This is a genomic window from Actinosynnema sp. NPDC037264, assembly GCF_055603705.1.
The window spans coordinates 48,930-75,672 of sequence record NZ_JBVJVK010000047.1 but is presented as its reverse complement, the minus strand read 5'-3'; the positions used below and the strand labels follow the sequence as shown (position 1 = coordinate 75,672).

General features: G+C 73.1%; 23 protein-coding genes. 10 read left to right on the top strand and 13 right to left on the bottom strand.

Going from position 1 to position 26,743, the window contains the following annotated elements; genetic code table 11:
* Positions 1–150: 150 nt before the first annotated feature.
* The 3 genes from ACZ7GX_RS34595 to ACZ7GX_RS34585 form a co-directional block, all read right to left on the bottom strand.
* Complete coding sequence (locus ACZ7GX_RS34595; RefSeq protein WP_498783052.1) at positions 151–1,326, bottom strand: branched-chain amino acid ABC transporter substrate-binding protein; 1,176 nt, start codon at positions 1,324–1,326, stop codon at positions 151–153.
* A gap of 278 nt (positions 1,327–1,604) precedes the next feature.
* Entirely contained in the window at positions 1,605–2,210 is a 606-nt protein-coding gene (locus ACZ7GX_RS34590; RefSeq protein WP_053718528.1) for an ANTAR domain-containing response regulator, read from the bottom strand.
* Positions 2,211–2,416: 206 nt separating this feature from the next.
* Positions 2,417–3,379, bottom strand: a complete 963-nt coding sequence (locus ACZ7GX_RS34585) for a hypothetical protein (RefSeq protein WP_498783050.1) — start codon at positions 3,377–3,379, stop codon at positions 2,417–2,419.
* Positions 3,380–3,600: 221 nt separating this feature from the next.
* Here ACZ7GX_RS34585 and ACZ7GX_RS34580 point away from each other — a divergent pair, with 221 nt between their 5' ends.
* The 6 genes from ACZ7GX_RS34580 to ACZ7GX_RS34555 all read left to right on the top strand — a co-directional run bounded on the left by ACZ7GX_RS34580 (position 3,601) and on the right by ACZ7GX_RS34555 (position 10,373).
* Positions 3,601–5,184: a thiamine pyrophosphate-binding protein gene (locus ACZ7GX_RS34580; protein ID WP_498783048.1), complete on the top strand. Its 1,584-nt coding sequence runs from the start codon at positions 3,601–3,603 to the stop codon at positions 5,182–5,184.
* Positions 5,185–5,194: 10 nt separating this feature from the next.
* Positions 5,195–5,704, top strand: coding sequence for a DinB family protein (locus tag ACZ7GX_RS34575; RefSeq protein ID WP_498783046.1), 510 nt, complete (start codon positions 5,195–5,197; stop codon positions 5,702–5,704).
* Positions 5,705–5,768: 64 nt separating this feature from the next.
* Entirely contained in the window at positions 5,769–7,271 is a 1,503-nt protein-coding gene (locus tag ACZ7GX_RS34570) for an aldehyde dehydrogenase family protein (protein ID WP_498783044.1), read from the top strand.
* Complete coding sequence (locus ACZ7GX_RS34565) at positions 7,252–8,406, top strand: NAD(P)/FAD-dependent oxidoreductase (protein WP_498783042.1); 1,155 nt, start codon at positions 7,252–7,254, stop codon at positions 8,404–8,406. Before ACZ7GX_RS34570 ends, ACZ7GX_RS34565 begins: the two co-directional genes overlap by 20 nt.
* Before the next feature lie 7 nt (positions 8,407–8,413).
* Positions 8,414–9,499 carry a CaiB/BaiF CoA transferase family protein gene (locus ACZ7GX_RS34560; protein ID WP_498783040.1) on the top strand — a complete coding sequence of 362 codons (1,086 nt, stop codon included), beginning with the start codon at positions 8,414–8,416 and terminating at the stop codon, positions 9,497–9,499.
* 43 nt (positions 9,500–9,542) lie between these two features.
* On the top strand, positions 9,543–10,373 hold the full coding sequence (locus ACZ7GX_RS34555) for a S1 family peptidase (RefSeq protein WP_498783039.1): 831 nt from the start codon (positions 9,543–9,545) through the stop codon (positions 10,371–10,373).
* Here the strand turns inward: ACZ7GX_RS34555 and ACZ7GX_RS34550 are convergent.
* Positions 10,370–11,650 carry a phosphoinositide-specific phospholipase C-related protein gene (locus ACZ7GX_RS34550; RefSeq protein WP_498783037.1) on the bottom strand — a complete coding sequence of 427 codons (1,281 nt, stop codon included), beginning with the start codon at positions 11,648–11,650 and terminating at the stop codon, positions 10,370–10,372. The two genes, ACZ7GX_RS34555 and ACZ7GX_RS34550, sit on opposite strands and share 4 nt — an antisense overlap.
* A 90-nt stretch (positions 11,651–11,740) precedes the next feature.
* Here ACZ7GX_RS34550 and ACZ7GX_RS34545 point away from each other — a divergent pair, with 90 nt between their 5' ends.
* Positions 11,741–12,160, top strand: a complete 420-nt coding sequence (locus ACZ7GX_RS34545; protein ID WP_498783035.1) for a CoA-binding protein — start codon at positions 11,741–11,743, stop codon at positions 12,158–12,160.
* On the opposite strand, the gene ACZ7GX_RS34540 is transcribed toward ACZ7GX_RS34545, so the two are convergent.
* On the bottom strand, positions 12,161–13,411 hold the full coding sequence (locus tag ACZ7GX_RS34540; protein WP_498783033.1) for an MFS transporter: 1,251 nt from the start codon (positions 13,409–13,411) through the stop codon (positions 12,161–12,163).
* Between the two features lie 72 nt (positions 13,412–13,483).
* Positions 13,484–13,867, bottom strand: coding sequence for a RidA family protein (locus ACZ7GX_RS34535; RefSeq protein WP_498783032.1), 384 nt, complete (start codon positions 13,865–13,867; stop codon positions 13,484–13,486).
* A 90-nt stretch (positions 13,868–13,957) separates the two neighbouring features.
* On the opposite strand from ACZ7GX_RS34535, the gene ACZ7GX_RS34530 reads away from it, so the two are divergent.
* Entirely contained in the window at positions 13,958–14,758 is an 801-nt protein-coding gene (locus tag ACZ7GX_RS34530; RefSeq protein ID WP_498783030.1) for an alpha/beta fold hydrolase, read from the top strand.
* Positions 14,759–14,885: 127 nt separating this feature from the next.
* Positions 14,886–16,901, top strand: coding sequence for an NACHT domain-containing protein (locus ACZ7GX_RS34525; RefSeq protein WP_498783028.1), 2,016 nt, complete (start codon positions 14,886–14,888; stop codon positions 16,899–16,901).
* Here ACZ7GX_RS34525 and ACZ7GX_RS34520 read toward each other — a convergent pair.
* Genes ACZ7GX_RS34520 through ACZ7GX_RS34505 form a run of 4 tightly spaced genes read right to left on the bottom strand, consistent with a single transcriptional unit; the run spans position 16,870 to position 21,728 of the window.
* Complete coding sequence (locus ACZ7GX_RS34520) at positions 16,870–17,406, bottom strand: hypothetical protein (protein ID WP_498783026.1); 537 nt, start codon at positions 17,404–17,406, stop codon at positions 16,870–16,872. The genes ACZ7GX_RS34525 and ACZ7GX_RS34520 overlap by 32 nt on opposite strands.
* Before the next feature lie 60 nt (positions 17,407–17,466).
* Complete coding sequence (locus ACZ7GX_RS34515) at positions 17,467–18,264, bottom strand: pentapeptide repeat-containing protein (RefSeq protein WP_498783024.1); 798 nt, start codon at positions 18,262–18,264, stop codon at positions 17,467–17,469.
* Positions 18,261–20,063, bottom strand: coding sequence for a DNA helicase RecQ (gene recQ / locus ACZ7GX_RS34510; RefSeq protein WP_498783022.1), 1,803 nt, complete (start codon positions 20,061–20,063; stop codon positions 18,261–18,263). The genes ACZ7GX_RS34515 and recQ overlap by 4 nt, the downstream gene beginning before the upstream one ends.
* 9 nt (positions 20,064–20,072) lie before the next feature.
* Positions 20,073–21,728, bottom strand: coding sequence for a phosphorothioated DNA-binding restriction endonuclease family protein (locus tag ACZ7GX_RS34505; protein ID WP_498783020.1), 1,656 nt, complete (start codon positions 21,726–21,728; stop codon positions 20,073–20,075).
* A 169-nt stretch (positions 21,729–21,897) separates the two neighbouring features.
* On the opposite strand from ACZ7GX_RS34505, the gene ACZ7GX_RS34500 reads away from it, so the two are divergent.
* The gene (locus tag ACZ7GX_RS34500) at positions 21,898–23,331 is read left to right on the top strand and encodes an AAA family ATPase (protein WP_498783018.1); all 1,434 of its coding nucleotides are present in this window, start codon (positions 21,898–21,900) and stop codon (positions 23,329–23,331) included.
* A gap of 21 nt (positions 23,332–23,352) precedes the next feature.
* Here ACZ7GX_RS34500 and ACZ7GX_RS34495 read toward each other — a convergent pair whose 3' ends face one another.
* From ACZ7GX_RS34495 to ACZ7GX_RS34485, 3 genes are read right to left on the bottom strand one after another with little or no spacing between them, the layout of a single operon-like run.
* The gene (locus ACZ7GX_RS34495; protein WP_498783054.1) at positions 23,353–24,240 is read right to left on the bottom strand and encodes an ABC transporter permease; all 888 of its coding nucleotides are present in this window, start codon (positions 24,238–24,240) and stop codon (positions 23,353–23,355) included.
* 53 nt (positions 24,241–24,293) lie between these two features.
* On the bottom strand, positions 24,294–25,244 hold the full coding sequence (locus tag ACZ7GX_RS34490; RefSeq protein WP_498783016.1) for an ABC transporter permease: 951 nt from the start codon (positions 25,242–25,244) through the stop codon (positions 24,294–24,296).
* Positions 25,241–26,743 (bottom strand): sugar ABC transporter ATP-binding protein, encoded by a 1,503-nt coding sequence (locus ACZ7GX_RS34485; RefSeq protein ID WP_498783014.1) that lies wholly within the window; start codon positions 26,741–26,743, stop codon positions 25,241–25,243. Before ACZ7GX_RS34485 ends, ACZ7GX_RS34490 begins: the two co-directional genes overlap by 4 nt.

The following is a 26,743-nucleotide window of genomic DNA, read 5'->3' as shown; positions in this document are numbered from 1 at the left end:
GGGGGGGGGAGGAGACAAGAGGGGGGGGGCGTTTTGCCGGAGGGGGGGGGGGGGGGAGGGGGGGGGGGGGGGAGGGGGAGCGCCCCCCCCCCCCCCCCCCCCCCCCCCCCCCCCCAGCGCGCTAGCTTGCTTGCCTGATCCGTCTCGGGATCAGCCTTCCAGCTTCGCTTCCTCCGCCGGACCCAACAGCTTCACCTTGCCGTCGACGACCTGGTAGATGAAGATCGCGTTGTTCTCCGGCTCGCCGTTCGCCTTGAACTTGATCGGCTTGGAGACGCCCTCGAAGCTGACGGTCTTCAGGAACTCGTTGATCTTCTCGCCGGTGGTGTTGCCCGCCTCGACGGCCTTGATGAACGACGTCGCGGCGTCGTAGCCCTCGGTCGCGTAGATCGCGGGGTCGACGTTGGCGCTCTTCTTGTAGTTGTCGAAGAACGTCTTCAGCGCGCCGGTCACGTCGGGCGTCGGGATGTTGCACGGGCAGGCGAGGACGGCGCCCTCGGCGGCCGCGGTGCCCGCGCCGGTCACGAGCTGCTGGTCGAGCGAGCCGTCACCGGAGGCGAACGTGGCCGTGACGTTGCCGTCGCGCAGCTGCTTGAGCAGCCGGCCGGCCTGCGCGTAGTACCCGCCGAAGACGATCACGTCGGGGTTCGCCGCGGCGACCTTCGTGACGGTGGACGAGTAGTCGGACGCGTCCTTGGAGAACTTGTCGCGCTCGACCGTCACGTTCGCCTTCTCGAACGACTGGGCGACGGCGTCGGCCAGGCCGACGCTGTACTCCTGGTCGTCGGACAGGACGAACGCCTTCTTCGGGCTCTTGGCCTTCACCAGGAAGTCCGCGATGCCGGGGCCCTGGTCGGCGTCGTTGGCCACGACGCGGTGCCAGTAGGTCCAGCCGTTCTGCGCCAGACCGGGGTTCGTGGCCGACGGCGAGACGCTGGGGATCTTGCCCTCTTCGAGCTGGCCGCCGATGGCCTTGGACTCACCGGAGAAGGCCGGGCCGATGAGGGCCACGATCTTGTCCTGAGTGATGGCCTTCGTGATCAGCGAGGTGGCCTGGTCCGCCTTGCCCTGGCTGTCGTACTGCACCAGCTCGATCTTGACCTTGGGGTTCTTGGCGTTGTACTCCTCGACCGCCATCACCGCACCGTTCCGGGGCGGGATCACGATCGCCGCGTTCTCACCGGTGAGGTCACCCATGAACCCGATCTTGACCGAGGTGACGTCGCCACCAGCTTCGCCACCGCCGCCGCCTCCGGCACAAGCCGCGAGCACCAGCGACGAAGCCGCCGCCAGCGCCAGAACTCGGCCGAGTCGTGCTCCTGACACCGGAATACCTCCCATGACACCAACCATCCCGCCGGTAGGCGGAGCCCTCACACGAGGGCGTGGGTTAGGGAGGGAACGTAGCTTCAGTTGAGTTCGCTGAACAGGTGGTCTTACTGCTCTGTGTCCACATCGTGACGGTAGTCACCGGAAAATGCTCCGGCGATAAGCACCTTAAATCCAGCTCAAATCGCCGCAGGTCACAAGGTCAATGCGCGCAGTAACCAAGAATGACCTGGCGGGCCGTCCGATACTCGAACGTGTATCACTCGCGGGGATAGTCACCCGAAGTTTTCGATGACGGCTTCGGCCACGGCCTTCATCGTGGTACGCCGGTCCATCGCGGTGCGCTGCACCCAGCGGAATGCCTCGGGCTCCGACAGACCCTGCTTGGTCATCAGCAATCCCTTGGCGCGTTCGACGACCTTGCGCGTCTCCAGGCGCTCGGTCAGGCCCGCGACCTCGTTCTCCAGCGCCTGCAGCTCCGCGAACCGGCTCATCGCCAACTCGATCGCGGGCACCAGGTCGCGCTTGGCGAACGGCTTGACCAGGTAGGCCATCGCGCCCGCGTCCCGCGCCCGCTCCACCAGGTCCCGCTGGCTGAACGCGGTGAGGATCACGACCGGCGCGATGCGCTTGCCGGCGATCACCGACGCGGCCTCGATGCCGTCGACCTTGGGCATCTTCACGTCCATGATCACCAGGTCGGGCCGCAGCTCGGTGGCCAGCGTGACCGCCTCGTCACCGTCGGCGGCCTGCCCGGCCACCTCGTACCCCTCTTCGCGCAACATCTCGACCAGGTCGAGGCGGATGAGGGCCTCGTCCTCGGCCACGAGCACGCGCCGGGGCGCGACCTCGGGCTGGGCCTCGGCAGCCTGATGGGTCACCGGGGTCCTCCTGACACTCTGACGGCGGCTCGACGCGGTCGCGCCGGACGAAACCGCAGTCTACCGGCGTGCACCGCCCGGTCCGCGCGGTTGGGCCGTGATCACGGCCACCGGTGACGACTTCGTCGGCTCGGCGGCCTCCGCTCGGCCGAACGCCGTGGGTGAACACCTCCCCGGGCAGGTGTCACCCGCCCGGGGAGGTCGGCTCACTTGACGGCCTGCGGCGGCTCCCACCACCCCGTCACGCCCTCCGGCCACTGCATCGCTGCCAGCGCTTCCTCGTGGTCGGGGTCCGGGCCGTCGACCTCCCGCAGGAACAGGTCGTACCAGCCGGTGGACACGCCCAGGCCGCCGCCGGCGCTGGGCACCTCCACCGCGTCGGGCAGGCCGAACACCGGGTGCAGCAGCCGGTCGGCGATCTTCGGCACGCCGAGGCTCGCCGGCCACTCGACCCACCACCGGTCGCCCTGCGCCAGCGCGCGCACCCACGGCGCCGCGCTGAACAGGTGGTACCGGCGCAGCACGGCGCTGCCCACGCCCGTGGGGTACGGCGTCTCGGCCAGGTGGTCCCGCTCGACCGCGGTCAGCGGGCCGTCGATGAAGGTGCCGCCCAGGTTGCGCCCCTTGAGCAGGGTGCGCACGTACTTCAGGCCGTCCGCCCAGGCCCGCTCGTCGACGCCCGCGAGGTGCACCGCCGCGTCGAGCCCGACCAGCCGCAGCTCGACCGACCGCGGGTGGTGGATGACGCGCAACCCCGGCACGCCCGCCACCCACGACTCGTCGTGGCGCGGCAGCAGCTCGTACAGCAGCGGTCCGAGGGCGTGCTCGGTGAGGTGCACGCGCGGGCGCCTGCCCGGCTCGACGGTGCGGAACGCGTGCGCCGGGCGCAGCATGCTCGCCGGCGGGCGCAGTTGCAGGTGGCCGCCCGCGTCCAGCCCGGCCCGCAGCAGCACGCACTCCAGCGCGCGCTGGTCGTCTTCTTCGGTGTCGGGCAGGAACAGGCCGCGCACGTCGGCCTGGCCGCGCAGCGCGTCGACCACGCGTTCGCGCCGGTCGTCGGGCAGGTCGTGCAGCACCGCCTTCACCGCGGGCACGGCCTGGGTGAGGTTCTCGCCGGTGTAGCTCCGGCGGAGGTCGACCAGCTGTTCGGTCAACGACGATCGCGCCATGGCAGTCCTCGCTCCCGCCGCCCGGCTCGGCGTGACAAGGACGCGTCAAGCGTCGGTCGTCGGTCTTCGGTGGTACTCCATGAGCAGGGGTGCCCTCACCCCGCGGCGGATCTGCCACCCGTTGCCGGGGAGTGGCTCCAGCCTCACGTCTGCTCACGCACGCCGCTGCCGACGATAGCGCAACGTTGCCCGCGAGGCGTCGCGTCCCTAGCGTCTGGCGCATGGTGAGCGGGGCGGAGCGGTTGCTGGGTGTGCTGGCCGCGCACGGCGTCGAGGTCGTGTTCGGGTTGCCCGGTGTGCACAACCTGCCCGTGTGGGAGGCGCTGCGGACCTCCGGCATCCGGCTGGTCGGCGTCCGGCACGAGCAGACGGCGGTGTACGCGGCCGACGGCTACGCCCGCGCCACCGGCCGGCTCGGCGTCGCGCTGGTGACCACCGGGCCGGGCGCGGCGAACTGCCTGGGCGCGACCGGCGAGGCGTACGCGTCCGGGTCGCCGGTGCTGGTGATCGCCACCGACATCCCGTCGACGCTGCGCCGTCCCGGCGAGTACCGGGGCACCCTGCACGAGACTCGCGACCAGCGGGCGATGTTCCTACCGGTGGTCAAGGGCGGGTGGACGCTGCGCGCCGCCGAGTCGATCGGCATCTACGCCGACAGCGCGGCGCTGCTGGCCACCACCGCGCCGCAGGGCCCGGTGTACCTGGGCGTGCCGACCGACTTCCTCACCGCGGACGCCGGCGTGTGGAACCGCATCCCGACCCGCGCGCCGTCCGTGCCGGACCTCGCGCCGGGGGTGGAGCTGGTGACGGCCGCCGAACGCCCGCTGATCTGGGCCGGTGGCGGCGCCGCGCGGTCGGGCGCCGGCGCGGCGGTGGGCGCGCTGGCCTCGCGCATCGGCGCGCCGATCGTCACCACGTACGGCGCGCGCGGGCTGGTCGACCACCCCCACGTGGTGCAGGGGCCGGTCCACCTGCCGGAGGTCGGCGCGCTGTGGGACGAGGCCGACCTGGTCATCGGGGTGGGCAGCGACTTCGACGGGATGATGACGCAGAACTGGCTGCAGCCCGCGCCGCCCCGGCTGCTGAACGTGAACGTGGAGCCGGTCCGCAACTACTCGCCGGACGTGACGTTGCGCGGCGACGCGCGGATGGTGGTGTCGGCGCTGGCCGCCGCCGTGCCTGCGCGCCCGGACACCGGGGTCGCCTCCCGGGTGGCCGAGCTGAACGACCTGGTGCGCAAGGCGGTCGAGGCGGACGAGCCGCGCGCGGTGCCGCTGCTGGAGGCGCTGGAGGGGCGCCGGGTGGTGGCCGACATGTGCGTGGCCGGGTACTGGGTCGGCGGGTTCGGCCGGTTCACCCGCCCGCGCGGGCTGGCCTACCCCGTGGGGTGGGGCACGCTCGGCTTCGGCTTCCCCGCCGCGCTGGGCGCCGCGATGACCGGGCGGGTGGTGGCGGTGTGCGGTGACGGCGGGTTCCTGTTCGCGGTCGGCGACCTGGCCACCGCCGCGCAGGAGCAGCTGCCGGTGACCGTGGTGCTGGTGGACGACGGCGGGTACGGGATGCTGCGGCACGACCAGGTGCGGGCCGGGCACGAGCCGTTCGGGGTCGACCTGCGGTCGCCGGACTTCGTCGCGCTGGCCGAGAGCTTCGGCGTGGAGGCGTCCGCTGTGGACGGTTTCGGCGAGGAGTTCCGGTCGCGCCTGGACGACTACGCGGCGCGGTCGGGGCCCAACGTGCTGGTGGTGCGCGCCGCGGCGTTGAAGCCACCGGTCACCACGTCGCCGCGCTGGTACCGCAGGAGCTAAGGTGTCGAACATGAGTTCGAACGAACGCGTGTGGCCCGCGGCGGACGCGCACGACGAGCTGCGGCTGCTGACCGAGTTCCTGACCTTCCTGCGACTGACCGCCGTGTCGAAGGTGGAGGGCCTGAGCTGGGAGGACGCCGCGGCGACGCCGATCCCGACGTCACCGGTGGTGAGCGCGCTCGGCGTGCTGCGGCACTTGACCGCGGTGGAGCGGTGGTGGCTGTCGATCGAGACCGGCGGGGTCGAGCTGCCGTCGTTGTGGGGCGAGGACGCGGACGCGTCGTGGCTCCTGCACGAGGGCGACACGGTGGAGTCGGTGATCGCCGAGTACCGCGCCGAGTGGGAGCGGTCGGCCGCCGCGCTGACGGGCCTCGGCCCGGACGACCGCACCAAGGGCGACCACGACGGCAACGGCCGCACCGTGCGCTGGGTCCTCGCCCACCTGGTGCAGGAGACCGGCCGGCACGTCGGCCACCTGGACTTCCTGCGCGAGCTGGCGGACGGGCAGAAGGGCGAGTAGCCCTCCGGGGTGTTCCGGCCGATCGACCCTTGGCACGTGGCGCGGTCCGGACGACGCTGGGCCCATGACGACCTACGTGTCCACCAATCCCGCCGACCTGTCCGACGTCGTCACGCGCGTCGACCTGGTCGGGGCGGAGGAGTTCGCGGCCGCCGCGCGCCGGGCCCGGTCGGCGCAGCGGGAGTGGGCCAGGGTGCCCGCGCCGGTGCGGGGGCAGGTGGTGGCGAACATCGGGCGGTTGGTCGAGGCCAACGCCGAGGCGCTCGCCCGGATCGTCACCCGGGAGATCGGCAAGCCGCTGCCCGAAGCCCGCGGCGAGGTGCGGGAGGTCGTGGACACGTGCACGTTCTTCTCGGGTGAAGGACGCCGGCTCTACGGGCAGACCGTGCCCTCGGAGATGCCGGACAAGCAGCTGTTCACGTTCCGCGAGCCGGTCGGCGGCACGGTGGTCGTCACGGCGGGCAACTTCCCGGTGGCGGTGCCCTCGTGGAGCATCGTGCCGTCGCTGCTGTGCGGCAACTCGGTGGTGTGGAAGCCCGCCGAGTACTCGGCCGCGTCCGCTCGGGCGTTCTACGACGTCGTGATGCGCGCCGGCGTGCCGGAAGGCGTGTTCGAGATCGTCTTCGCCGACGGCGAGGAGACCTTCCGCGGGCTCGGGCAGGGGCTCGGGCAGGGGCTGGTGGACAAGGTCGCGTTCACCGGGTCGTCGGCGGTGGGCTCGCGGCTCGGCGAGCTGTGCGGGCGGCACCTCCAGTCGCCGTGCCTGGAGCTGGGCGGCAAGAACCCGATGGTGGTCACCGAGGACGCCGACCTGGACCTGGCGGTGCGCGGCGCGCTGTTCTCCGGCTTCGGCACCGGCGGGCAGCGGTGCACGTCGTTGGGCACGGTGATCGTGCACGAGGACGTGCACGGCGAGTTCGTGCGGCGGTTCGCGGAGGCGGTCGGGACGGCGGTGGTCGGCGACCCGTTCGACGAGGACGTGCTGTACGGGCCGATGCTGGACGGGAAGTTCGCGGCGCGGTTCGAGGAGTACCTCGGCTGGATCGGCGACCACCACGTCACGCACGGCTCGACGGCGCTGGGCCGGATCACGGACGCCAACCCCCGCAACGGTTTCCGCGGCGACCCGGAGCGCGGCCTGTTCTACCACCCGGTCGTCGTGGACGGCGTGCGGCCGGACGACGACCTGTTTCGGCACGAGACGTTCGGGCCGGTCGTCGGCGTCACCGCCTACCGCGCGCTGGAGGAGGCGATCGAGCTCGGCAACCTGCCCGGCTACGGCCTGTCGTCCGCGATCTACACCACGGACCCGGCGAAGGCGTTCGCGTTCCGCGAGGGCATCGGCGCGGGCATGGTGAGCGTGAACAACTCGACCTCCGGCGCGGAGGCGCACCTGCCGTTCGGCGGGAACGGCAAGTCGGGCAACGGTTCCCGGCAGTCCGGCGGGTGGGTGCTCGACCAGTTCACCCGGTGGCAGTCGATGAACTGGGACCGCTCGGGGTCGTTGCAGAAGGCGCAGCTGGACACGCGGCGGGTCGAGGCGGACCTTGACTTCCGGCTGGCCTGACCGGGCGTCCGTCGTCATCGTCGGCGGCGGCGTGATGGGCGTGAGCGCGGCGTTCCACCTGGCCGAGGCCGGTGTGCGGGACGTGGTGCTGGTGGAGCGGGACGCGCTCGGCTCCGGTTCGACGGCCAAGGCGGCGGGCGGGGTGCGGGCCCAGTTCTCCGACGAGGTGAACATCCGGTTGGGCGCGCGGAGCCTGGAGGCGTTCGCGCGGTTCCCGACCAGGCCGGGCCAGGAGATCGACCTGCGCCGCGTCGGCTACCTGTTCCTGCTCTCCGAGCCGGCGCACGTCGCGGCCTTCGAGCGGAACGTGGTGGCGCAGAACGCGCTGGGCGTGCCGAGCCGGGTGCTGGACGTCGCGGAGGCGCGGCGGTTGTCGCCGTTGATCTCGACCGACGGGCTGCTCGCCGCCGCCTACTCCCCCGACGACGGCCACTGCACGCCCGAGTCGGTGGTCCTGGGTTACGCGACGGCCGCCCGGCGGCTGGGCGCGCGACTGCTGACGGGCACGACCGTGACGGGGATCGCGACGTCCGGCGGCGAGATCCGCGCCGTGGCGACCGATCGGGGCGTGATCGCGACCGGCACGGTGATCTGCGCGGCGGGCGCGTGGTCGGCGCGGGTCGGCGGGTTCGCGGGGGTCGACCTGCCGGTGACGCCGCTGCGCCGGCAGCTCGTGATCACCGGGCCGGTGCCCGGCCTGCCCGCCGTGGTGCCGTTCACGATCGACTTCGCCAGCACGTTCTACTTCCACCGAGAGGGCCGCGGACTGCTGATGGGCATGTCGGATCCCGCGCAGGAGCCCGGTTTCCACCTCGACCGGTCCGACGAGTGGCTGCCCCGGCTCGCGGAGGCGATCGGCAGGCGCGCGCCCTCGTTGCTGGACGTGGGCGTGACCGGCGGGTGGGCCGGGCTGTACGAGGTGACGCCGGACCACAACGCGCTGATCGGCGAGTCGCGCGAGGTGAGCCGCTTCCTCTACGCCACGGGCTTCTCCGGGCACGGGTTCCTGCAAGGGCCCGCGGTCGGCGAGGTGCTGCGCGACCTGGTGCTGGGTCGCGCGCCGGTGGTGGACGTGTCCGCGCTGGACGTCACGCGGTTCGCCGCGGGGCTCCGGCCCGAGCTGAACATCGTGTGAGGGTGACGTGGGCGCGTTGGACGGAGTGGTCATCGCGGACTTCGGGCGGGTGCTGGCCGCGCCGTACGCGACGATGGTGCTGGGCGACCTGGGCGCCGAGGTGGTCAAGGTGGAGCACCCGCGTGGTGACGAGACGCGGGCGTGGGGCCCGCCGCACGCCCGCGGCGAGGCCACGTACTTCCTCTCGGTGAACCGGAACAAGCGGTCACGGGTGCTCGACCTGGCCACCGCGGAGGGCCGGGCCGCGGCACGGGAGCTGGCGCTGGGCGCGGACGTGCTGGTGGAGAACTTCCGGCCGGGCACGATGCGGAAGTTCGGCCTCGACCACGAGGCGCTCTCGCGCGAGCACCCCCGCCTCGTCTACTGCTCGGTTACGGGGTTCGGCGCGGGCCGCGGCGCGGACCTGCCGGGGTACGACCTGCTGGTGCAGGCGGTCGGCGGGCTGATGAGCGTGACCGGCGCGGACGAGCCGACCAAGGTCGGCGTCGCGCTGGTGGACGTGCTGACCGGGGTGCACGCGGCGGTCGGGATCCTCGCCGCGCTGCGGCACCGCGACGCCACCGGCGAGGGCCAGTTGGTGGAGGTCGACCTGCTGTCCGTGCTGCTGTCGAGCATGGTCAACCAGAGCGCGGGTTACGCGCTGGCGGGCGTCGTGCCCGGGCTGCTGGGCAACCGGCACCCGTCGATCGCGCCCTACGAGGTGTTCCCGACGGCCGACCGGCCGGTGGCGCTGGCCGTGGGCAACGACCGGCAGTTCACCCGGCTGTGCGAGGCGCTGGGGTTGCCGGCGGACGCGCGGTTCGCCACGAACGAGCTGCGGGTCGCGCACGTGGACGCGTTGGCCGAGCTGCTGGCCGGTCGGTTGCGGACGCGGCCGGCGGCGCACTGGTTCGCGGTGCTGACGCCGCTCGGCGTGCCGTGCGGGCCGGTGAACGACCTGGCCGGCGCGTTCGAGCTGGCCGAGTCGCTCGGCTTGCGGCCCACCACCGACGTCGACGGGCTGGAGCTGGTGTCGAACCCGATCCGGATGTCCGCGACGCCGCCGACCTACCGGCTGCCGCCGCCGGGGCTCGGCGATGACGCGAGCGGGTGAACGGGCGTGCGCCGTGCGGCGGCGGCTGATTGGATCAGCGCCCATGCGCCACCTGGTAGCGGTGCTCGCCGCGCTCGTGCTGTCCGTGTCCGCCTCATCGGCCCTCGCCGCGCCCGCCGCGCCACCGGCCCCGGCGCGCGCCGAGCTCGACTTCACCGGCGCGGTGTCGTTGAACGGCTGCTCGGGCGCGGTGGTCCGGCCGCCCGACCACCGGCCGTCGGACCCGGCGCTGGTGATGACGAACGGGCACTGCGTGAGGTTCCTGGAGCCCGAGGAGGTCGTGGTCGACGTGCCGGCGGACCGGAAGTTCACGCTGCTCGACCGCTCCGGCGAGGGCTCGCTCGCCACGCTGCGCGCGTCCACGCTGGTCTACGCCACCATGCACCGCACCGACGTCGCGCTGTACCGGCTCACGTCCACCTACGGCGAGGTCGAGGCGATGGGCGGCCGGGCGCTGGAGCTGTCGGCGGAGCACCCCGGCGCGGGCATCGACATCGGTGTGGTGTCGGGCTACTGGCGGCAGGTCTACTCGTGCCGGGCGGACGGTTACGTGCACCAGCTGCGCGAGGGCCGGTGGACCTGGCTGGACTCGATGCGCTACACCGAGGAGTGCCGCACGAGGGGTGGCACGTCCGGCTCGCCCGTGGTCGAGGTGGCCACCGGCAAGGTGGTGGCGGTCAACAACACCGGCAACGAGGACGGCGAGCGGTGCACCGACAACAACCCGTGCGAGGTCGACCAGGCCGGTGAGGTGACCGTCCGCCAGGGCATCGGGTACGCGCAGCAGACCTACCAGATCGTGCCGTGCCTGACCGGGGGCGGCGTGGTGGACCTGGCCGCCCCCGGCTGCGGGCTGCCGCGACCGGCGGCCTAGGGCTCGAACCGCTCCCCGGACAGGGCCGCGACCGCGGCCATCGGGTTGCCCAGGTGGTAGTGGTCCACGGCCAGGTAGGTCGGCGTCTTGCGGGCGGGCGGCTCGCAGAACCGGCGGGCCCGGTCGGCGAGCTTGCCGTTGTCGGTGGTCGCGGTGGCGGTGAGCGGGACGTCCCGGAAGTGGTTCATCACGAACAGCGGCCGGAAGCCGGGCTCGGTGCGGGTGAGGGGCGTGCTCCAGCGGCTGTAGCAGGACCAGTCGGACGCTCCCAGGCCTGGGCCCATCGACCAGTGGTTCTCCACCGTCCACTCCGACTGGTACATCACGCCGAACGTGTCGCGCTGCGGCGAGTCGCCCGAGCGGCCGTGGTCGGTGAAGATCATCAACCGCTTGCCGGCGGCGCGCAGCGCGGCCAGGGTCGGCCAGCCGTTCGCCCGCACGCCCGCCTGGTCCGGGCGGAACAGGAGGTCCGCGAGGCCGTCGACGCGGGCGAGCTCGGCGCGCAGCACCTCGGCGGAGACGTAGTCCTCCAGGAAGATCGTGACGAACTCGTCCGGGTTGCGCTCGAGGAAGTCCACGATCCGCCGCACGTCCACCCACAACGCCACCGGCCGGCTGACCCAAGTGCAGCTGTTGTGGCACAGGATCGCGCCGTCCGGGGTCTGGTGCACGTCGAGTTGGAACCCGCGCACGCCGTCCCTGAGCTGCTGGTCGATGCCGCGGGCCTGGTTGGGCGCGAGGTTGACGAACGGCGGGGCGAAACCGCCGTCCACGCCGTTGGCGTAGGCGTTGTGCGCGGTGAGGAAGGTGACCTGGTCCAAGCGCCGCTCGCCCTCCGGCGGGACCGGCGCCCGCCGGGGCGACACCGGGGTGAGGTACCAGAGGTCGGCGCCGGCGCCGATCCGCACCTGGTCCGTGCCGACGGCGATCAGGTAGCGGTCGGCGCCGGGCACCTTGAGCCGGTGGCGGTCGCCGTCGGGCAGCACGTCCCACTGCGCGTCGGCGCTGTCGCAGGACGACATCACGGCCTGGTCGCCCTGGCGGCCCAGGCACTGCGCGCCCTCGCGCAGGGTGCGGCCGGCCAGGGTCCACTGCTGGTGGTCCTCGTCGCCCTTCGGCCGCCGTTGCAGCACGGACGTGCCGGACGCGCCGGCGTTCAGACCGGTGGTGGCGCTTTGCACGTAGTAGACGCCGTCGGCGGGTGCGGCCTGGGCGGTGAGCGGCGTCGCGAGGGCGGCGACGAGCGTGGCGACCAGGGCTGATCGGGTGGCGCGCATCAAGAAGTCCTCTCGAAGGCTCCGCGGCGGCGGACAGCTCACAGGGTAAACGCGAAAGCTCTTCACGTCAGCCCGTCCTAGGCTGGTGCCATGACCGAACCGTGGGGTGACCCCGACAAGATCCGCCGCGTCCTCGACGGCGGGGAGACGTGGGCCGTGGTGGGCCTGGCCGACCACCCGCACCGCGCCGCGTACGGCGTGGCGAAGTTCCTCCAGCAGCGCGGCAAGCGGATCGTGCCCGTGCACCCGGACGCGCCGACCGTGCACGGCGAGCAGGGCTACGCGACGCTGGCCGACATCCCGTTCCCGGTCGACGTGGTCGACGTGTTCCGCCGGTCCGAGGCGGCGGGCGCGTTCGCCGACGAGGCGGTGGCGATCGGCGCGAAGGCGGTGTGGTTCCAGCTCGACGTGATCGACGAGGCGGCCTACGAGCGGGCCACGGCGGCGGGGCTGGACGTGGTCATGGACCGCTGCCCCGCCATCGAGTGGCCCGTGCACGGGCCGCGCTGATCACCGCCGGACCGCCGGGAACCCGTGCGCGCGGGCGGCGACGATGACGGCCAGGGCGGGCACGAGGAGCACCAGTGCGCTCCACGGCAACGAGCCCGCGCCGAACCGGTCGAGCAGCAGGCCGCCCGCGACGCCGCCGCCCGCCATGGCCGCGTTCCACAACGTGACCAGCAGGGCCTGCGCGGAGTCCGCGGCCTCGCCGCCCGCGTCGCCGGCGGCCGTCGTGAGCAGGGTCGGCACACCTCCGAACCCCAGGCCCCACAACGCCACCGCGACGTAGACGAGGGGCGCGAGGGCCAGGTCGGCGGCCAGCACGGTGACCGCGACGGCGAACAGCACGGCGGCGGCGATCATCAGGGCGCGCAGCCGGCGGTCGATGTGCGCGCCGACCACCCAGATGCCCGCCACCGACGCGACGCCGAACACCAGCAGCACCGCGTCGATCCGGTCGGCCAGGCCGAGCCGCGCCAGGTACGCGGCGAGGTAGGTGTAGACGATCGTGTGCGCGAGCACGAACACCAGCGTCACGACCAGGACCGGCGCCACACCGGGCCGGGCGAGCGTCCGCGCGACCGGGATCCGGCCGCCGCGCGGCTGACCGGGCCGGTCCGGCACCACCGCCACCACCCAGGCGATCAGCGCCACGGCCAGCGCCGTCATGGCCCAGAACGCGGCGCGCCAGCCGAGCGCGCCGCCGAGGAACGTGCCCGCGGGGACGCCGAGCGACAGCGCGACCGGGATGCCGGCCATGACCAGCGCGGTGGCCTTGCCGCGCAGGTGGTCGGGCGCGACGCGGCGGGCGTACCCGGCCAGCAGCGCCCACACCACGCCCGCGGCCACGCCCGCGACGAAGCGGGCCGCCAGGGTGAGCGGGAAGGCCGAGGACACGGCGGTGACGGTGTTGCCGACCGCGAACCCCGCCACCCCGGCCAGCAGCAAGCGCTTGCGCGGCCAGGTCGAGGTGGCGGCGGACAGCGGGATCGCCGCCGCCACCGTGCCGATCGCGTAGACGGTGACCAGCTGGCCGGTCGCGGACTCGCTCACGCCGAGGCCGGCGCTCATGCCGCGCAGCACGCCGGCGGGCAGGGCCTCGGTCAGGACCGTGATGAACGCGGCCGTGGCCAGCGCGAGCAGGGGCCGCAGCGGCAGCTTCCCGGTCCCGGTCGGTGGAGCGGTGTCGTCACGAGCGGTGTCGTCACGAGCAGGGGTGGCGGAGTGAGCGGTGTCGGCTCCGGTGGCGGTGAATCGCATACCCGCATGGTCGAACCTGCCACCGGTGTCACTTTCAAGCCGCCGCGACGTGAGCCGGCGCACACCCCGCCGCTAGCGGGCCCGGCGGTGCGCGGTGACCTCGATCTCGATGCGCATCCTCGGATCGGCCAGGCCGCACTCCAGCATCGTCGCGGCCGGGCGCACCTCGCCGAACGCCGCGCGCAGCACCGGCCAGCACGGCTCGAAGTCCTTCGCGTCGGGCAGGTAGTACGTCACCCGCACGACGTCGGCGAAGCCGCTCTCCGCCTCGGCCAGCGCCGCGCCGATGTTGGCCAGGCACTGCTCCGCCTGCGCCACCACGTCGTCGGCGATGGTCATGGTGGTGTAGTCGAAGCCGGTGGTGCCGGAGACGTGCACCCAGTCGCCGTCGACCACCGCGCGCGCGTAGCCGATCTGCTCTTCGAACGTGGAACCGGACAGGATCGCTCGCCTCATGGGATCAACCTATGTCGTTTCCGACCGACCTCGAAGCGGTTTCCGCGCCGTGATGGCCGCCGTGCGGAGCCGGTCAGTAACCTGCGGGCCATGCCGGTCGTCGCGCTCAACGGGATCAACCTCAGCTACCAGGTGGAGGGCGAGGGCGACCTCGTCGTGATGGTGATGGGCACCGGCAGTCCGGGCCGGGTGTGGCACGCGCACCAGGCGCCCGCGCTGCGCAACGCCGGGTTCCGGGTGGCGACCCTCGACAACCGGGGCATCCCGCCGACGGACGAGTGCGCGTCCGGGATGGTCATCGACGACCTCGTCGGCGACGTGGCGGCGTTGATCGAGACGCTCGGCGGTCGGGCGCACGTGGTCGGCACGTCCATGGGCGCGCGGGTGACGCAGGAACTCGCGCTGGCCCGGCCGGACCTGGTGGGCAAGGCCGTGATGCTGGCGACCGCGGGCCGCAACGACCCCGTGCAGTCGGCGTTGTCGCACGGCGAGCGCGCGCTGCACGACCAGGGGATCACGCTGCCCTCACGGTACTTCGCGGCGGTGAACGCGGTGCTGAACCTCTCCCCCGCGACGCTGCGCGACCCGGTCGGCGCGCGCGACTGGCTGGACGTCTTCGAGTTCACCGGGTCGGCGGTGAGCAAGGGCGTGCGCGCGCAGATGGAGATGAACGACTTCGACGACCGGCTCGACGCCTACCGCGCCATCACCGTGCCGTGCCTGGTGGTGGGCTTCGCCGACGACCGGGTCCTGCCCGCCTACCTGGCCCGCGAGGTGGCGGCGGCCATCCCGGGCGCGCGGTACGAGGAGGTGGCCGACGCGGGCCACTTCGGGTTCCTCGAACAGCCCGCCGCGGTCAACCGGCTCCTGGTGGACTTCCTCCAGGGCTGAACCGCCGCCGTCCGGCGGCCGTTGGTGGAGTAGATGACCACCGACGGTGACCGGCCGACCACGGGAACTCGCCTACCCCCGCGTCGCGAACGCCGTTACCGTCGATCGCGACCTGGTGGGAGGCCCGATGGATGCGCGACGCGCCCGCTGGACCAGGCTGGGCCGCACCACCCGCCTGGTCGCCCTGGCCGCGGTCGGCGGGGTGACGTGCCTCGTGCTCGTCCCCGTCGCGATCAACGCCGCGACGGGCGGGTCGGCGCTGCCGGTGCTCGGCCCGCACGCGCGGTGGCTGTGGCCGGCGCTGGTCGTGCTGTCCGCGCTCACCGCGTGCCTCGCGGCGTGGGACCGGTTGAGCGCGCTGCTCGTGCGAAGACGACCCGCGCACCCCGCGAACCGCCGGATGGCGCTGGACCGGGTCGAGCGGTTCGTGCGGGCGCGGGTGGACGGGTCGCTGGCCGAGCAGCTGCGGCTCAAGCTGGGTGTCGCGCCCAGGGTCGGGCCGCGCCTGTCGACGCGCGTGCGCCACCCGGTCGTCGTGGCCGGCGAGGCGGGCGCGGGCAAGACGACGTTGCTGCTGGAACTGGCCGAGGCGCTGCTGGCGCGGGCCGCGCTCGACCCGGTCCGGCCGATACCGGTGGTGGTGGACCTCGGCGGGTGGCGGCGCGACGACGATTTCGGCGCGTGGCTGCTGCGCGTGCTGGCCGACCGGTACCGGATCGCGCCGCGGGTCGGCCGGGCGTGGCTGCGGGAGCGCAACCTCGTGCTGCTGTTCGACGGGTTGGACGAGCTGGCGCCCGCCGACCGGGTCGAGTGCCTGGCCTGGATCACCGCGCTGAACGTGCCGCAGGTCGTGCTGTGCACCGCGAACGACGAGTACCAGCACCTGCCCCGGTGCGACGTCGTCCAGGTGGAACCGCTGTCCCGCACCGTGGTCCAGGAGCTGATCGCCGCGTGCGGTCCGCGCTTGGACGGCCTGCACGACGAGCTGGAGAAGAACCCGGACCTGTGGGACGAGCTGCGCACGCCGCTCGCGTTCGGCCTGCTGGCGCTGGCCTACCGGGCCGGGCGGGCGGAGTACCGGGGCGTGCTGGACACCTACGTGGTCGAGTCGGCGGCACGGGGCGCGGCGCGTCCCGAGCGGACGGTGCGCGCGTTGCGGTTCCTGGCCCGCATCGCGCGGCGCAAGCACGACCTGCTGGCGCGGTCGCGGCTGCCACCGCGGCACGTGTGGCTGGACTTCGTCGGCCCGGAGGCGGTGTGGCGGCTGTTCCGGCGGGCCGCGCCGGGCGCGTTGGCGGGCGCGGCGGCGGCGTTGTGCTTCGTGGTGGGCGTGCGGCTCGGCCTGGTGGCGGCCGCGGTCGCCGCCGTGGCCACGGTGCTGGTGCCGCACAGCGCTTTCCGGGTGACGCGCGGTGACCCGAGCCGGGGGAACGTCTGGGCGGCAACGGGTTTCGTCGCCGGGGCGGTGGTGGCCGGCGGGGTGGCGTTCCTCGGCGGCCTGGTCGGCACGCAGGTCGCGCGGTGGCCCGCGGCGGTCGGGTACGGGCTGGTCGTCGTGGTCGCGCTGCTCGTCGCGTACGGCAACACCCGTGACCGGTACTGGGCGGTGGCGTGCGCGCTCGTGCCCGCCGGCGTGATGGTGGTGACCGGACCGTCGGCGGAGGTGTCGGCCGGGTTGGGCATCGGGCTCGGCACGGGCGCGCTGGTGGGCGCGTTCGTCGGCGGCCTGCGCGAGGTGTGGTCCGGGGTGCGGGTCCGCCCGGCCGGCGGCCTGCGCTGGCTGCCCGCGGCGGGCGCGGTCGGGGTGGGTCTCGCGGCGCTGGTGGGCGCCGACGTCCGCCTGTCGGCGTTGGGCGCGGTGACCGGGCTGCTGGTCGGCCTGGCCGTCACGCCGATCGCGAACCGGCCGTTCCACCTCCTGGCGGAGCTGCTGGCCCGGCCGCTCGCGCTGGACGAGTTCCCGTTGCGGCGCAAGGCGGTCCTGCAGTCCGCGCGGGACCGGGTGCTGCTGGTGGACGAGCACCGGTTCCCGCACGACCTGGTCCGCGAGCACCTCGCCGAGTGCGACCCGGTCGAGCTGACGGCGAGCGTCGAGCGCAGGCGCGCCGAGCTCAGCCCCACCGGGTCCGGCCCCACGGCTTGAACACCGACAGCACGGTGTTGAACGTGTAGAGCGCCAACGACACGCACGCCGCCGCCAGCACGTCGCCACCCGCCGCGACGACACCGTCCGCCGCTTCGTGCAGGCCCGAGCGCAGCGAGAACGTCGTGGCGATGACGGCGACGACGGTCAGCACGAACTTCACCAGCACCCACCGGTGCCTCACCAGGCCCCACTTCGTGCCGAGCGACAGCACCACGCCGGTGACCAGCGCGCCCAGTGCCAGCGGCAGCACGACGAGGTCGCCGAGCAGTTCCATCGCCTGGTAGAGCTGCGGCGCGTCGAACGCCGCCAGCGCGAGCACGAGCATCCCGATCGTGACGCCGAGCCAGCCCACGGACGTGACGACGTGCAGCAGCAGCCAGGTCTTGCGGGCCTTGGGTTTCAGGCCGTTGCCGGCCCTGACGGGCTTCGCGGACCTGGTGGGTTTCCCGGCCCGGGCGGGTTTCCCCGCTGTGGTGGCTTCGGTGGCTTTCGCGGCTTCCATGGCGCACAGCGTGGCGCGCCGGCGCCCGTCACCGCGTCGGTCCGGCAGCGGCTCCCGCGACTACGCCCCTCGACGTACCCAGTGCGCCGGGCGGGTCACGGACTTCGGCAGCTTCGTCGCGTCGTCGCCCCTGGCGGCGTCCACCTGGGCCTGGGTGAGGAAGAAGCTCCCGGTCAGGTTCGCGCCGGACAGGTCGGCGCCTCGTAGGTCCGCGCCGATGAAGTCGACCAGCCGCAGGTCCGCGTTGGTCAGCTTGGCGCCGATGAGGTAAGCGCCGCGCAGGTTGGACCCCCGGAGGTTGGCGCCCTTGAGGTCCTTGCCGATCAGGTCCGCGCCCCGGCGGTTCTTGCCCTTGCCGCGGGTCAGCTCGCTGGCGCGCAGCAGCAGGGCGTTGGCGCGCTCCCAGTGCGGTCCGACGTCCAGCTCCACCAGCTCTTCGGGCGTGCGGGCGGTGAGGGCCTCGATCGTCTCCTTCAGCTCGCGCGCGGCGGGGTGCAGCTCGCGGGCCGGCTCCAGGTCCAGCGCCTCGGTCAGGTACCAGAGCAGTTCGTGCAGCTGGCGCATGACCGGGAACACGTCGAACATGGTGGACGCCGAAGCCGGGTCGTCACGCCAGCTCGTGCCGCCGAACGTCACCTGCGCCACCTGCTGGCCCGCGCCGAAGCAGTCGTACACCGTGCAGCCGGTGAAACCCTTGTCCCGCAACGTGGTGTGGGTGCCGCAGCGGAAGTCCTCGAGCAGGTTCGGGCACGGCGTGCGGGCGGGCTTGTCGATCGCGAAGTCGACCGACTTGCCGAAGGCGGGCACCACGCAGCACAGGGCGAAGCAGCGCGTGCAGTCGGCGCGGAGGTCGTTCATGCGCTCAACGTGTCCAGGATCTGCTGACCGTACTTGGCCAGCTTGTTCTCGCCGACGCCGCTGATCGCGCTCAGCTCGTCCAAGGTGGACGGGGTGGTCGCGGCGATCTGCCGCAGCGTGGCGTCGTTGAAGATGATGTAGGGCGGGACGCCCTGCTCCCTCGCCTGCGTGGTCCGCCACGCGCGCAGCTTCTCGAACACCGGCGCGGCCTCGGCGGGCAGGTCCACCGGCGCGTTCTTGGCCGCCTTGGCGGTCTTGACCTTGGCCGCGCGCTCCGGCTCACGCCGCATCGCCACCTTGCGGCCCTGGTAGAGCACCTCGTCACTGGCCGGCGTGACGACGAGCGTGGAGTACTCGCCCTCGACCGCGATCAGGCCCTGCGCGAGGAGTTGGCGGATCACGCCGCGCCAGCCGCTCTCGTTCAGCTCGGTGCCGATGCCGAAGACCTTCAGCTGGTCGTGGTCGTGCTGGATGACCTTCGCGGTCTTGCGGCCGAGCAGGATGTCGATCGTCTGGCCCGCGCCGAACTTCTGCCGCCGTTCGTTGCGCAGCCGCACCACGGTGGACAGCACCTTCTGCGCGGCCACCGTGCCGTCCCACGTCTCCGGCGGCGCGAGGCAGGTGTCGCAGTTGCCGCACGGCGTGGCGGACTGGCCGAAGTAGTCCAGCAGCCGGACGCGGCGGCACTCGACGGTCTCGCACAGCGCGAGCATCGCGTCGAGGTGGGCCATGAGCTTGCGGCGGTGCTGCTGGTCGCCGTCGGAGTCGTCGATCATCTTGCGCTGCTGGACGACGTCCTGCAGGCCGTAGGCCAGCCACGCGGTGGACGGCAGCCCGTCGCGGCCCGCGCGGCCCGTCTCCTGGTAGTAGCCCTCCACGGACTTCGGCAGGTCCAGGTGGGCGACGAACCGGACGTCCGGCTTGTCGATGCCCATGCCGAACGCGATGGTGGCGACCATCACGAGGCCGTCCTCGCGCAGGAAGCGCGACTGGTTGCGCGCGCGGGTGCCCGAGTCGAGGCCCGCGTGGTAGGGCAGGGCCGGGATGCCGTTCTGGCTGAGGAACTCGGCGGTCTTCTCCACCGAGTTGCGCGAGAGGCAGTAGACGATGCCCGCGTCGCCCTGGTGCTCGGTGCGCAGCAGTTCCAGCAGCTGCTTCTTCGGCTCGTTCTTGGGCACGATCCGGTACTGGATGTTCGGGCGGTCGAAGCTGGCGACGAAGTGCTTCGCGTCACCGAGGTTGAGGCGTTCGGCGATCTCGGCGTGCGTGGCCGGCGTGGCGGTCGCCGTGAGCGCGATGCGGGGCACCTCCGGCCACCGCTCGTGCAGGTGGGAGAGCGCGAGGTACTCGGGCCGGAAGTCGTGGCCCCACTGGGAGACGCAGTGCGCCTCGTCGATGGCGAACAGCGCGATCCGGCCGCGCTCCAGCAGGCGGGTGGTCTGCTCGGTGCGCAGGCGTTCGGGGGCGAGGTAGAGCAGGTCCAGCTCGCCGGCCAGGAACTCGGCCTCGACCATCGAGCGCTCGTCGGGGAACTGGGTCGAGTTGAGGAACCCGGCGCGCACGCCGAGGTCGCGCAACGCGTCCACCTGGTCCTGCATCAACGCGATCAGCGGCGACACGACCACCCCGGTGCCCTCGCGCACCAGGGAGGGGATCTGGTAGCACAACGACTTCCCGCCGCCGGTGGGCATGAGCACCAACGCGTCCCCGCCGGCGACGACGTGGTCGACGATGTCCTGCTGCTCCCCGCGGAAGGACTCGTACCCGAAAATCCTTCGCAGCACCTCTTGCGAAGCCATCGCGCGATCCTAACCGACCCCTCCGACACCCTCTCCGGTCCGACCCTTGAACACGTTGCGGCGGTGCCACCGGAAGTACCGCGCCGACCGCCGGTGGAAGGCTTCCGTGACGCGGCCGCGCAGGTGTTCGAGGTGCGGATCGAGCAGGCCGCCGTCGGAGGCGACGAGCACGACGCCGTCCTCGCCCACCGAGACGTGCCCCAGCTCGAAGAGCCGGTCACAGCCGAACGAGCACGCGAGCATCGCGATATTGCGCAGGTCGTTGCGCTCGTCGTCGTCGCACACCGCCCGCCGCTTGATGTGCGCCGCGATCAGCAACTCGACCGGGAACACCCGCCCGCACAGCGCGCACGGCGCCTCGGCCGCGTCCCCGACCAGCACCTTCCGCAGTTCGCCCTGCTCCTTGCGGTACTTCGCGACCACCCGGCCGTCCAGCTCGGCGAAGTGCTTGTCGCGCCCGTCCCGGCCGGCGCCCAGCACGGCCTGACCGGCCTGGACGGCCGCACCGGCGACCGTCGCCACCACGGCGGCCAGGACCTCGCTCTGCCCGACGGACGCGGTCCCGTCCTCCGTGAGCCGGTCGAGCGCCGCCTGGACCTCGTCCACCGCGATCTCGACCGGTCCGTCGGCGGTCGCCACCCGGGCGGCCGACGCATCGACTCCCACCACCGTGACGGTCCGCCCGGACGCCGTCGGCAACTCGGCGCCGATGAGGTCTCGCAGCACGTCGAGCGCCCGCGGCGGCTCGGCGACCGGCAGGCCGACCCACCGCCACAAAGCCCGGTGGTCGACCTCGGTGAGGTAGGTGACGCGCAACACCTCGGCCGCCTGCGCGCGCACGACGGGATCGGACAGCAACTCGGCGGCCTGCTCCGTGAACCCCGCCAGGGCCGACCCGTCCGCGGCCGTCGGCTCGCCGGTCAACCCGTGCGTCTCCCACAGGGCGTCGGCGGAGCGGAGCCGCCAGAACGGGTACTGGGGCGTCGCGCTCGCGCCGGGCCGCCCGAACTCGCGCAACAGCGCGGCGACCGGCGTCCGGAACTCGGCCCACTCGAACAACCGGCCGTGCCCGGCCGCGAGCTGCCCGAGGGCCCACGTCAGCGCCAAGGGCTTGTGCAGCGTGACCCGGCCGCCCTGCTGGTGCGCGACCAGGCTCTCCAACGCGGCCAGCAGGTCGGGCACGCGGAACCGCTCCGGGAGCCGAGTGAGTGGCCGCGCGAGGTCGCTCGCCAGCCGCTCGGCGTCCGCCTCCGCCGGCCGGTACCCCGGCACGTCGACCCGCAACCGAAGGCGCTTGCTGTTGTTGCCCGCCTTCGGCGCGCCCGGCCGCTGCCCGATGCGCCCCTGGCCGCTGGTGAGCCGCCGGCGCAGCTCGGAGATGTCGACGCCCCGACCCAGCCACACCGGCTCCGGGAGGAGCCTGCGCTCGTCCTCGGCCAGGTCGCGGACCTGGCGCGAGTCGACCAGCGCGTCCAGCAGCACGGCGTCGACCGCCGCCAGCCTGCTCAGCAGCGCGGTCAACCCGGGCCGGTAGTCGGCGTTGCGCACCCCGCCGTCGGCGGTCTGCCCGCCGGCGCTCTCCAACAGCACCGCCAGGTGCTCACCGTCCGGCTTCACCGAGAACTCGGCGTTCAACACGTGGCCGGCATCGTCCGCAACTCGCACCGCCCCACCGTGCCAGACACGATGGGGTGAAATCCGGGAGACGTGGACATCAGGTCATCCGCGCGACACGGCGGCCCGGATGGGTGAAGATGGTCGGCAGGGGGTGGCGATGATGGGGGAGATTTCCGCGGACGAGGCAAGAGCGCTGGCGAGTAGCTTGCGGCGCCTGATGCAGGTGACCGCGAACCTCGTCGAGCAGGACGGTGAGGCGGCGCCGTTGCTCGCACGGCTCCGGGATCACCTCGGGTGCGAGTTGGCGCAGGTGCTGTCGGTCGCCACGAAGTTCGAGGCGTGGGAGCACGTCAACCTCCAGCGGGGTGTCGACGCCTACCTCGCGGAGCACACGCCGGAGGCCGAGTGGTTCGGGGTCGGTGGGCACCACCGCGGCCACGAGGACTTCATGGGGATGCTCCTGGCCGCACGGCACTCGGTCGGCGTCGGGCTCGGGGCGGCGGACTACGCGACCGCGGCGGTGGGGCCGGAGGACAGCGTCGAGGTCGTCCAGCTCGGCCTGGTGCCGACCACGGCTCCCGACGGCACGCCCGTGCTGGTGGGCATCCGGGGGTCCAACGACTTCGGGCCGCCGGCCTGCCGGTTGGAGGTCCTCGCGGCCGACCGCGCGGCGGCGCGGGCGGTCGGTGGTGAGATCGAGCGGTTGATGCGGGAGCACGACGTGTTCCGGCGGCAAGTGCTGGCGTTCGGCGTGAGCGAGCACCGCGGCAACGAGCTGCTGACGTTCCTCCCCCGACCCGCCCTGGACGCCGACGACGTCGTGCTGCCGGACGGCGTGCTGGACACGATCGAGGAGCACGTGGTCGGCATCGCCGAGCACTCCGAACGGCTGCTCGCGGCGGGCCAGCACCTCAAGCGCGGACTGCTGCTGCACGGACCGCCCGGCACCGGCAAGACGCACACCGTCCGCTACCTGATGAGCCGGCTGTCCGACTGCACGGTGATCCTGCTGACCGGCCAGGCGATGCGGCTGATCGGGCAGGCGGCGGCGCTGGCGCGGCGGTTGCAGCCGTCGATGGTCGTGGTGGAGGACGTCGACCTGGTGGCCATGGACCGCGGTTACGCGGCCGGCCCCACGAACCCGCTGCTGTTCACGCTGCTCGACGCGATGGACGGGGTCGGCGCGGACGCGGACGTCACGTTCGTGCTCACCACGAACCGGGCCGACGAGCTGGAACGCGCGCTCGCCGACCGGCCGGGGCGCGTCGACCTGGCCATCGAGGTGCCCCGACCCGACGCCGACGGCCGCCGCAGGCTGGTCGAGCTGTACGGGCGCGGCGTCGACCTGCGGGCCGACCTGGGCCCGGTGGTCGAGGCGACCGAGGGCGTCACGGCGTCGTTCATCAAGGAGCTGCTGCGGCGGGCCGTCCTGGGCGCGGTGCGGGCGGACGGCGCGGGCGGCGTGCCGGTGGTGGGCGACGAGCTCGCCGACGTGGCGCGGGCCATGGCCGCCGAACGCGCGTCGCTCACCGGCATCCTGCTCGGCGGCTCGGCGAGCACGGCGACCGGACCGGGACCCGGCGGGCCGGGCCCGGCGCAACCGGGCCTGGCGCCGCAGGGGATCACGGTGAGGGCCACCAAGAGGTACTAAGCGGTCGGGCGCCACGAGCGCTCAACCGCCCCGCCCGGCCAGGGTGCGTTGCAGCACCACCACCACGAGCAGGAACGCGCCGCTGACCACCGACTGGTAGTTGCTGTCCAGCGTGCCGATCTGGTTGATCACGTTCTGGATCACGGCCCGCAGCGCGACGCCGACGACCGTGCCCAGCACCGTGCCCAGCCCGCCGGTCAGCAGGGTGCCGCCGATGACGACCGCGGCGATGGCGTCCAGCTCCAGCCCGACCCCGATCACGGTCACGCCGGACTCCAGGTACGCCGCCGTCACCGCGCCCGCGAAGCCGGACAGCACCCCGCTCACGGTGTAGACGACCACCTTGGTCCGCGCCACCGGCAGCCCCATCAGCACCGCGGACTGCTCCGCGCCGCCGGTGGCGAACACCGACTGCCCGAACCCCGTCCGCCGCAGCACGAGACCACCGGCCAGGCACAGCGCCGCCGCCAGGAACACCGGGTACCCGAACCCGAACACGGTCCCCCGCCCCAGCTCCAGGAACGCCGACCCGGACGCGATCCGGTACGTCGTCGACCCCTCGGACGTGATCGCCAGCAGCAGCCCGCGCGCCAGCAACAACGTCGCCAGCGTGACGATGAACGGCGCCATGCCGGTCCGCGCCACGAGCAGGCCGTTGAGCAACCCGATCAACCCGCACACCGCCAGCGGCAGCAGCAGGGCCACGAGGAAGCCCCACTGCGAGCCGTACGCGGCCAGCACGCCGCCCAGCGCGTACACCGACCCCACCGACAGGTCGATCCCACCCGTGATGATCACGAACGTCATGCCGAGCGCCACGATCGCCAGGAACGACCCCTGCAACGCCAGGTCGCGCACGTTGTCCAGGCTGCCGAACCGGGGGAACGACAGCCACGCCACCACGACCATCAGCACCAGAGCGACCGCGGCGCCGTGCCGGCCGACCCCGCCGCGCAGCCCGGTCACCGGCTGCTCCGCTCACGCGCCAGGTACACCGCGCCGACGATGATCGCGGCCTGCGCCATCTGCGCGGTCGAGTCGGGCAGGTCGTGCTTGATCAACGTCGCCCGCACCAGCTGCATCAGCAGCGCTCCCACCACGGTGCCGAGCACCCGCACCCGGCCACCGGTCAACGGCGTGCCGCCCACCACCACGGCGGTGATCGCGGACAGCTCCATCAGCAGCCCGATGTCGGCCGGGTCGCTCGCGCCCAGCCGCGCCGTGGACAGCACGCCCGCCACCGCCGCCAGCACGCCGCAGATCGCGTACACGCCGACCAGCACCCGTCGCACCGGCACGCCCGCCAGCACCGACGCCGCCCGGTTGCCGCCGACCGCGACCAACTGCCTGCCGAACGTCGTGCGCCCCACGATCAGCGCCACGGCCACCGCGAACACCGCCGCCGCCACCACCGCGACCGGCACGCCGAACACGTCGCCCGTCCCCAGCGCGAGGAACGTCGGGTCGCGCAGCTGCACCAACTGCCCCTCCGCGATCACCAGCGCCAACCCGCGACCGCCGACCAGCAGCGCCAGCGTGGCCACGATCGGCTGGATGCCCAGGTAGGCGACCAGCACCCCGTTGAACATGCCCGCGACCAGCCCCGCCACCAGCGCGATGGCGATCGCCGGCAACGGCCCGTACCCCAGGTACAGCGGGATGACCGCGGCCGACACCGCCATCACCGCGCCGACCGACAGGTCCACCCCCTCGGTGCCGATCACCAGCGCCATGCCCAACGCCACGATGCACACCGGCGCCGCCTGCACGAGCTGCGTGCGGAGGTTGCCCGCGGTCAGGAAGTTCGACGTGAACGCGATGTTGAACAACAGCAACGCCACCACGGCGACGTACACGCCGTACTCCTGCAACCACCGCGCCGTGCGCGCGCGGTCCCGCACCAGAGCCGTCATGAGTCCCCCGAGGCGATCGCGGACAGCACGTGGTCGCGCGTCAGCCGGTCGCCGACCAGCTCCGACACCACCGCGCCGTCCTTGAGCACGACCAGCCGGTCCGCGCCGTCCAGCAGCTCCTCCAGCTCCGACGAGATCAGCAGCACCGCCAGCCCTTCGCGGGCCAGCTCGTCGATCAACGCCTGCACCTCGGCCTTCGCGCCGACGTCGATGCCGCGGGTCGGCTCGTCCAGCAGCAGCACCTTCGGCTGCGTGCACAGCCACCGCGCCAGCAGCACCTTCTGCTGGTTGCCGCCGGACAGCTCGGCGACCTTCTGCTCCGGCCCGGACACCTTGATCCGCAGCCGCCGGATGAACGTCTCCACCACCCGGTCCTGCCTGGCCCGGCTGACCACGCCGAAGCGGGACAGCCGGGGCAGCGCGGCGAGCACGATGTTCTCCCGCACGGACAGGTTCGGCACGATCCCCTCGGTCTTGCGGTCCTCCGCCAGCAGGCTCACCCCCGCGCGCACGGCCGCGCCGACGTTGCCCGGCAACGCCTTGCCGCCGAGCAGGACCGTGCCGGAGTCCAGCGGCAGCGCGCCGATGATCGCGCGCGCCGTCTCCGTACGACCGGATCCGAGCAGCCCGGCGAGGCCGACGACCTCACCGGGCCGGATCGACACCGAGACGCCCGACAACCGCCGTCCGCTGGTGAGGTCCTCCGCGCGCAGCAACGGTTCCGCGCCCGCCCGGTGCTCCTCGCTGAACGCCGTCGCGCCGTGCGCGCGGATGTCGCCGACGCTGCGGCCGAGCATCATCGACACCAGCTCGATGCGCGGCAGGTCCGCCAACGGCCCGGTGTGCACGTGCCGGCCGTCCCGCAGCACGGTGACGCGGTCGCAGATCCGGTACAGCTCGTCCATGCGGTGGCTGACGTACACGATCGCGATGCCGCGCCCGTGCAGCCGCTCGATGACCGAGAACAGCGTCTCGACCTCGCGCGGCTCCAACGACGACGTCGGCTCGTCCATGATGACCACGTGCGCGTCCGCCGCGACCGCGCGGGCCAGCGCGACCATCTGCTGGGCGCCCACCGCGAGCGTCCCGAGCGGGCGGCGCACGTCGTCGTGGATCCCGTACCCGGCGAGCACCTCGGCCGCCTCGGCGTGCACCCGGGCCCGGTCGACGAGGCCGAAGCGGGTGCGCGGTTCCCGGCCGAGGAACAGGTTCGCCGCCACGCTCATCAGCGGGACGAGGTTCACCTCCTGGTAGATGGTGGAGATGCCGGCCCGCTGCGCGTCGAGCGGCCGGTGGAACTCGACCGGCTCGCCGCGGTGGCGCACCTGCCCGGAGTCGGGCCGGTGCACGCCGGTCAGCACTTTGATCAACGTCGACTTGCCCGCGCCGTTCTCGCCGACCAGGGCGTGCACCTCACCCGGCCGCACCGAGAACGACACCCGGTCCAATGCCTTGACGCCGACGAACTCCTTGGTGGCGTCGACGACCTCCAACACCAT

Bases quoted from the DNA above. Each gene is read 5' to 3' on its own strand.
- ACZ7GX_RS34515 (WP_498783024.1), bottom strand. From the start codon at position 18,264: ATGAACGACCTCCGCGCCGACTGCACGCGCTGCTTCGCCCTGTGCTGC.
- recQ (WP_498783022.1), bottom strand. From the start codon at position 20,063: ATGGCTTCGCAAGAGGTGCTGCGAAGGATTTTCGGGTACGAGTCCTTC.
- ACZ7GX_RS34485 (WP_498783014.1), bottom strand. From the start codon at position 26,743: ATGGTGTTGGAGGTCGTCGACGCCACCAAGGAGTTCGTCGGCGTCAAG.
- ACZ7GX_RS34575 (WP_498783046.1), top strand. From the start codon at position 5,195: ATGAGTTCGAACGAACGCGTGTGGCCCGCGGCGGACGCGCACGACGAG.
- ACZ7GX_RS34555 (WP_498783039.1), top strand. From the start codon at position 9,543: ATGCGCCACCTGGTAGCGGTGCTCGCCGCGCTCGTGCTGTCCGTGTCC.
- ACZ7GX_RS34535 (WP_498783032.1), bottom strand. From the start codon at position 13,867: ATGAGGCGAGCGATCCTGTCCGGTTCCACGTTCGAAGAGCAGATCGGC.
- ACZ7GX_RS34580 (WP_498783048.1), top strand. From the start codon at position 3,601: ATGGTGAGCGGGGCGGAGCGGTTGCTGGGTGTGCTGGCCGCGCACGGC.
- ACZ7GX_RS34490 (WP_498783016.1), bottom strand. From the start codon at position 25,244: ATGACGGCTCTGGTGCGGGACCGCGCGCGCACGGCGCGGTGGTTGCAG.
- ACZ7GX_RS34545 (WP_498783035.1), top strand. From the start codon at position 11,741: ATGACCGAACCGTGGGGTGACCCCGACAAGATCCGCCGCGTCCTCGAC.
- ACZ7GX_RS34495 (WP_498783054.1), bottom strand. From the start codon at position 24,240: ATGGTCGTGGTGGCGTGGCTGTCGTTCCCCCGGTTCGGCAGCCTGGAC.
- ACZ7GX_RS34570 (WP_498783044.1), top strand. From the start codon at position 5,769: ATGACGACCTACGTGTCCACCAATCCCGCCGACCTGTCCGACGTCGTC.
- ACZ7GX_RS34585 (WP_498783050.1), bottom strand. From the start codon at position 3,379: ATGGCGCGATCGTCGTTGACCGAACAGCTGGTCGACCTCCGCCGGAGC.
- ACZ7GX_RS34525 (WP_498783028.1), top strand. From the start codon at position 14,886: ATGGATGCGCGACGCGCCCGCTGGACCAGGCTGGGCCGCACCACCCGC.
- ACZ7GX_RS34500 (WP_498783018.1), top strand. From the start codon at position 21,898: ATGCAGGTGACCGCGAACCTCGTCGAGCAGGACGGTGAGGCGGCGCCG.
- ACZ7GX_RS34520 (WP_498783026.1), bottom strand. From the start codon at position 17,406: ATGGAAGCCGCGAAAGCCACCGAAGCCACCACAGCGGGGAAACCCGCC.
- ACZ7GX_RS34550 (WP_498783037.1), bottom strand. From the start codon at position 11,650: ATGCGCGCCACCCGATCAGCCCTGGTCGCCACGCTCGTCGCCGCCCTC.
- ACZ7GX_RS34540 (WP_498783033.1), bottom strand. From the start codon at position 13,411: ATGCGATTCACCGCCACCGGAGCCGACACCGCTCACTCCGCCACCCCT.
- ACZ7GX_RS34530 (WP_498783030.1), top strand. From the start codon at position 13,958: ATGCCGGTCGTCGCGCTCAACGGGATCAACCTCAGCTACCAGGTGGAG.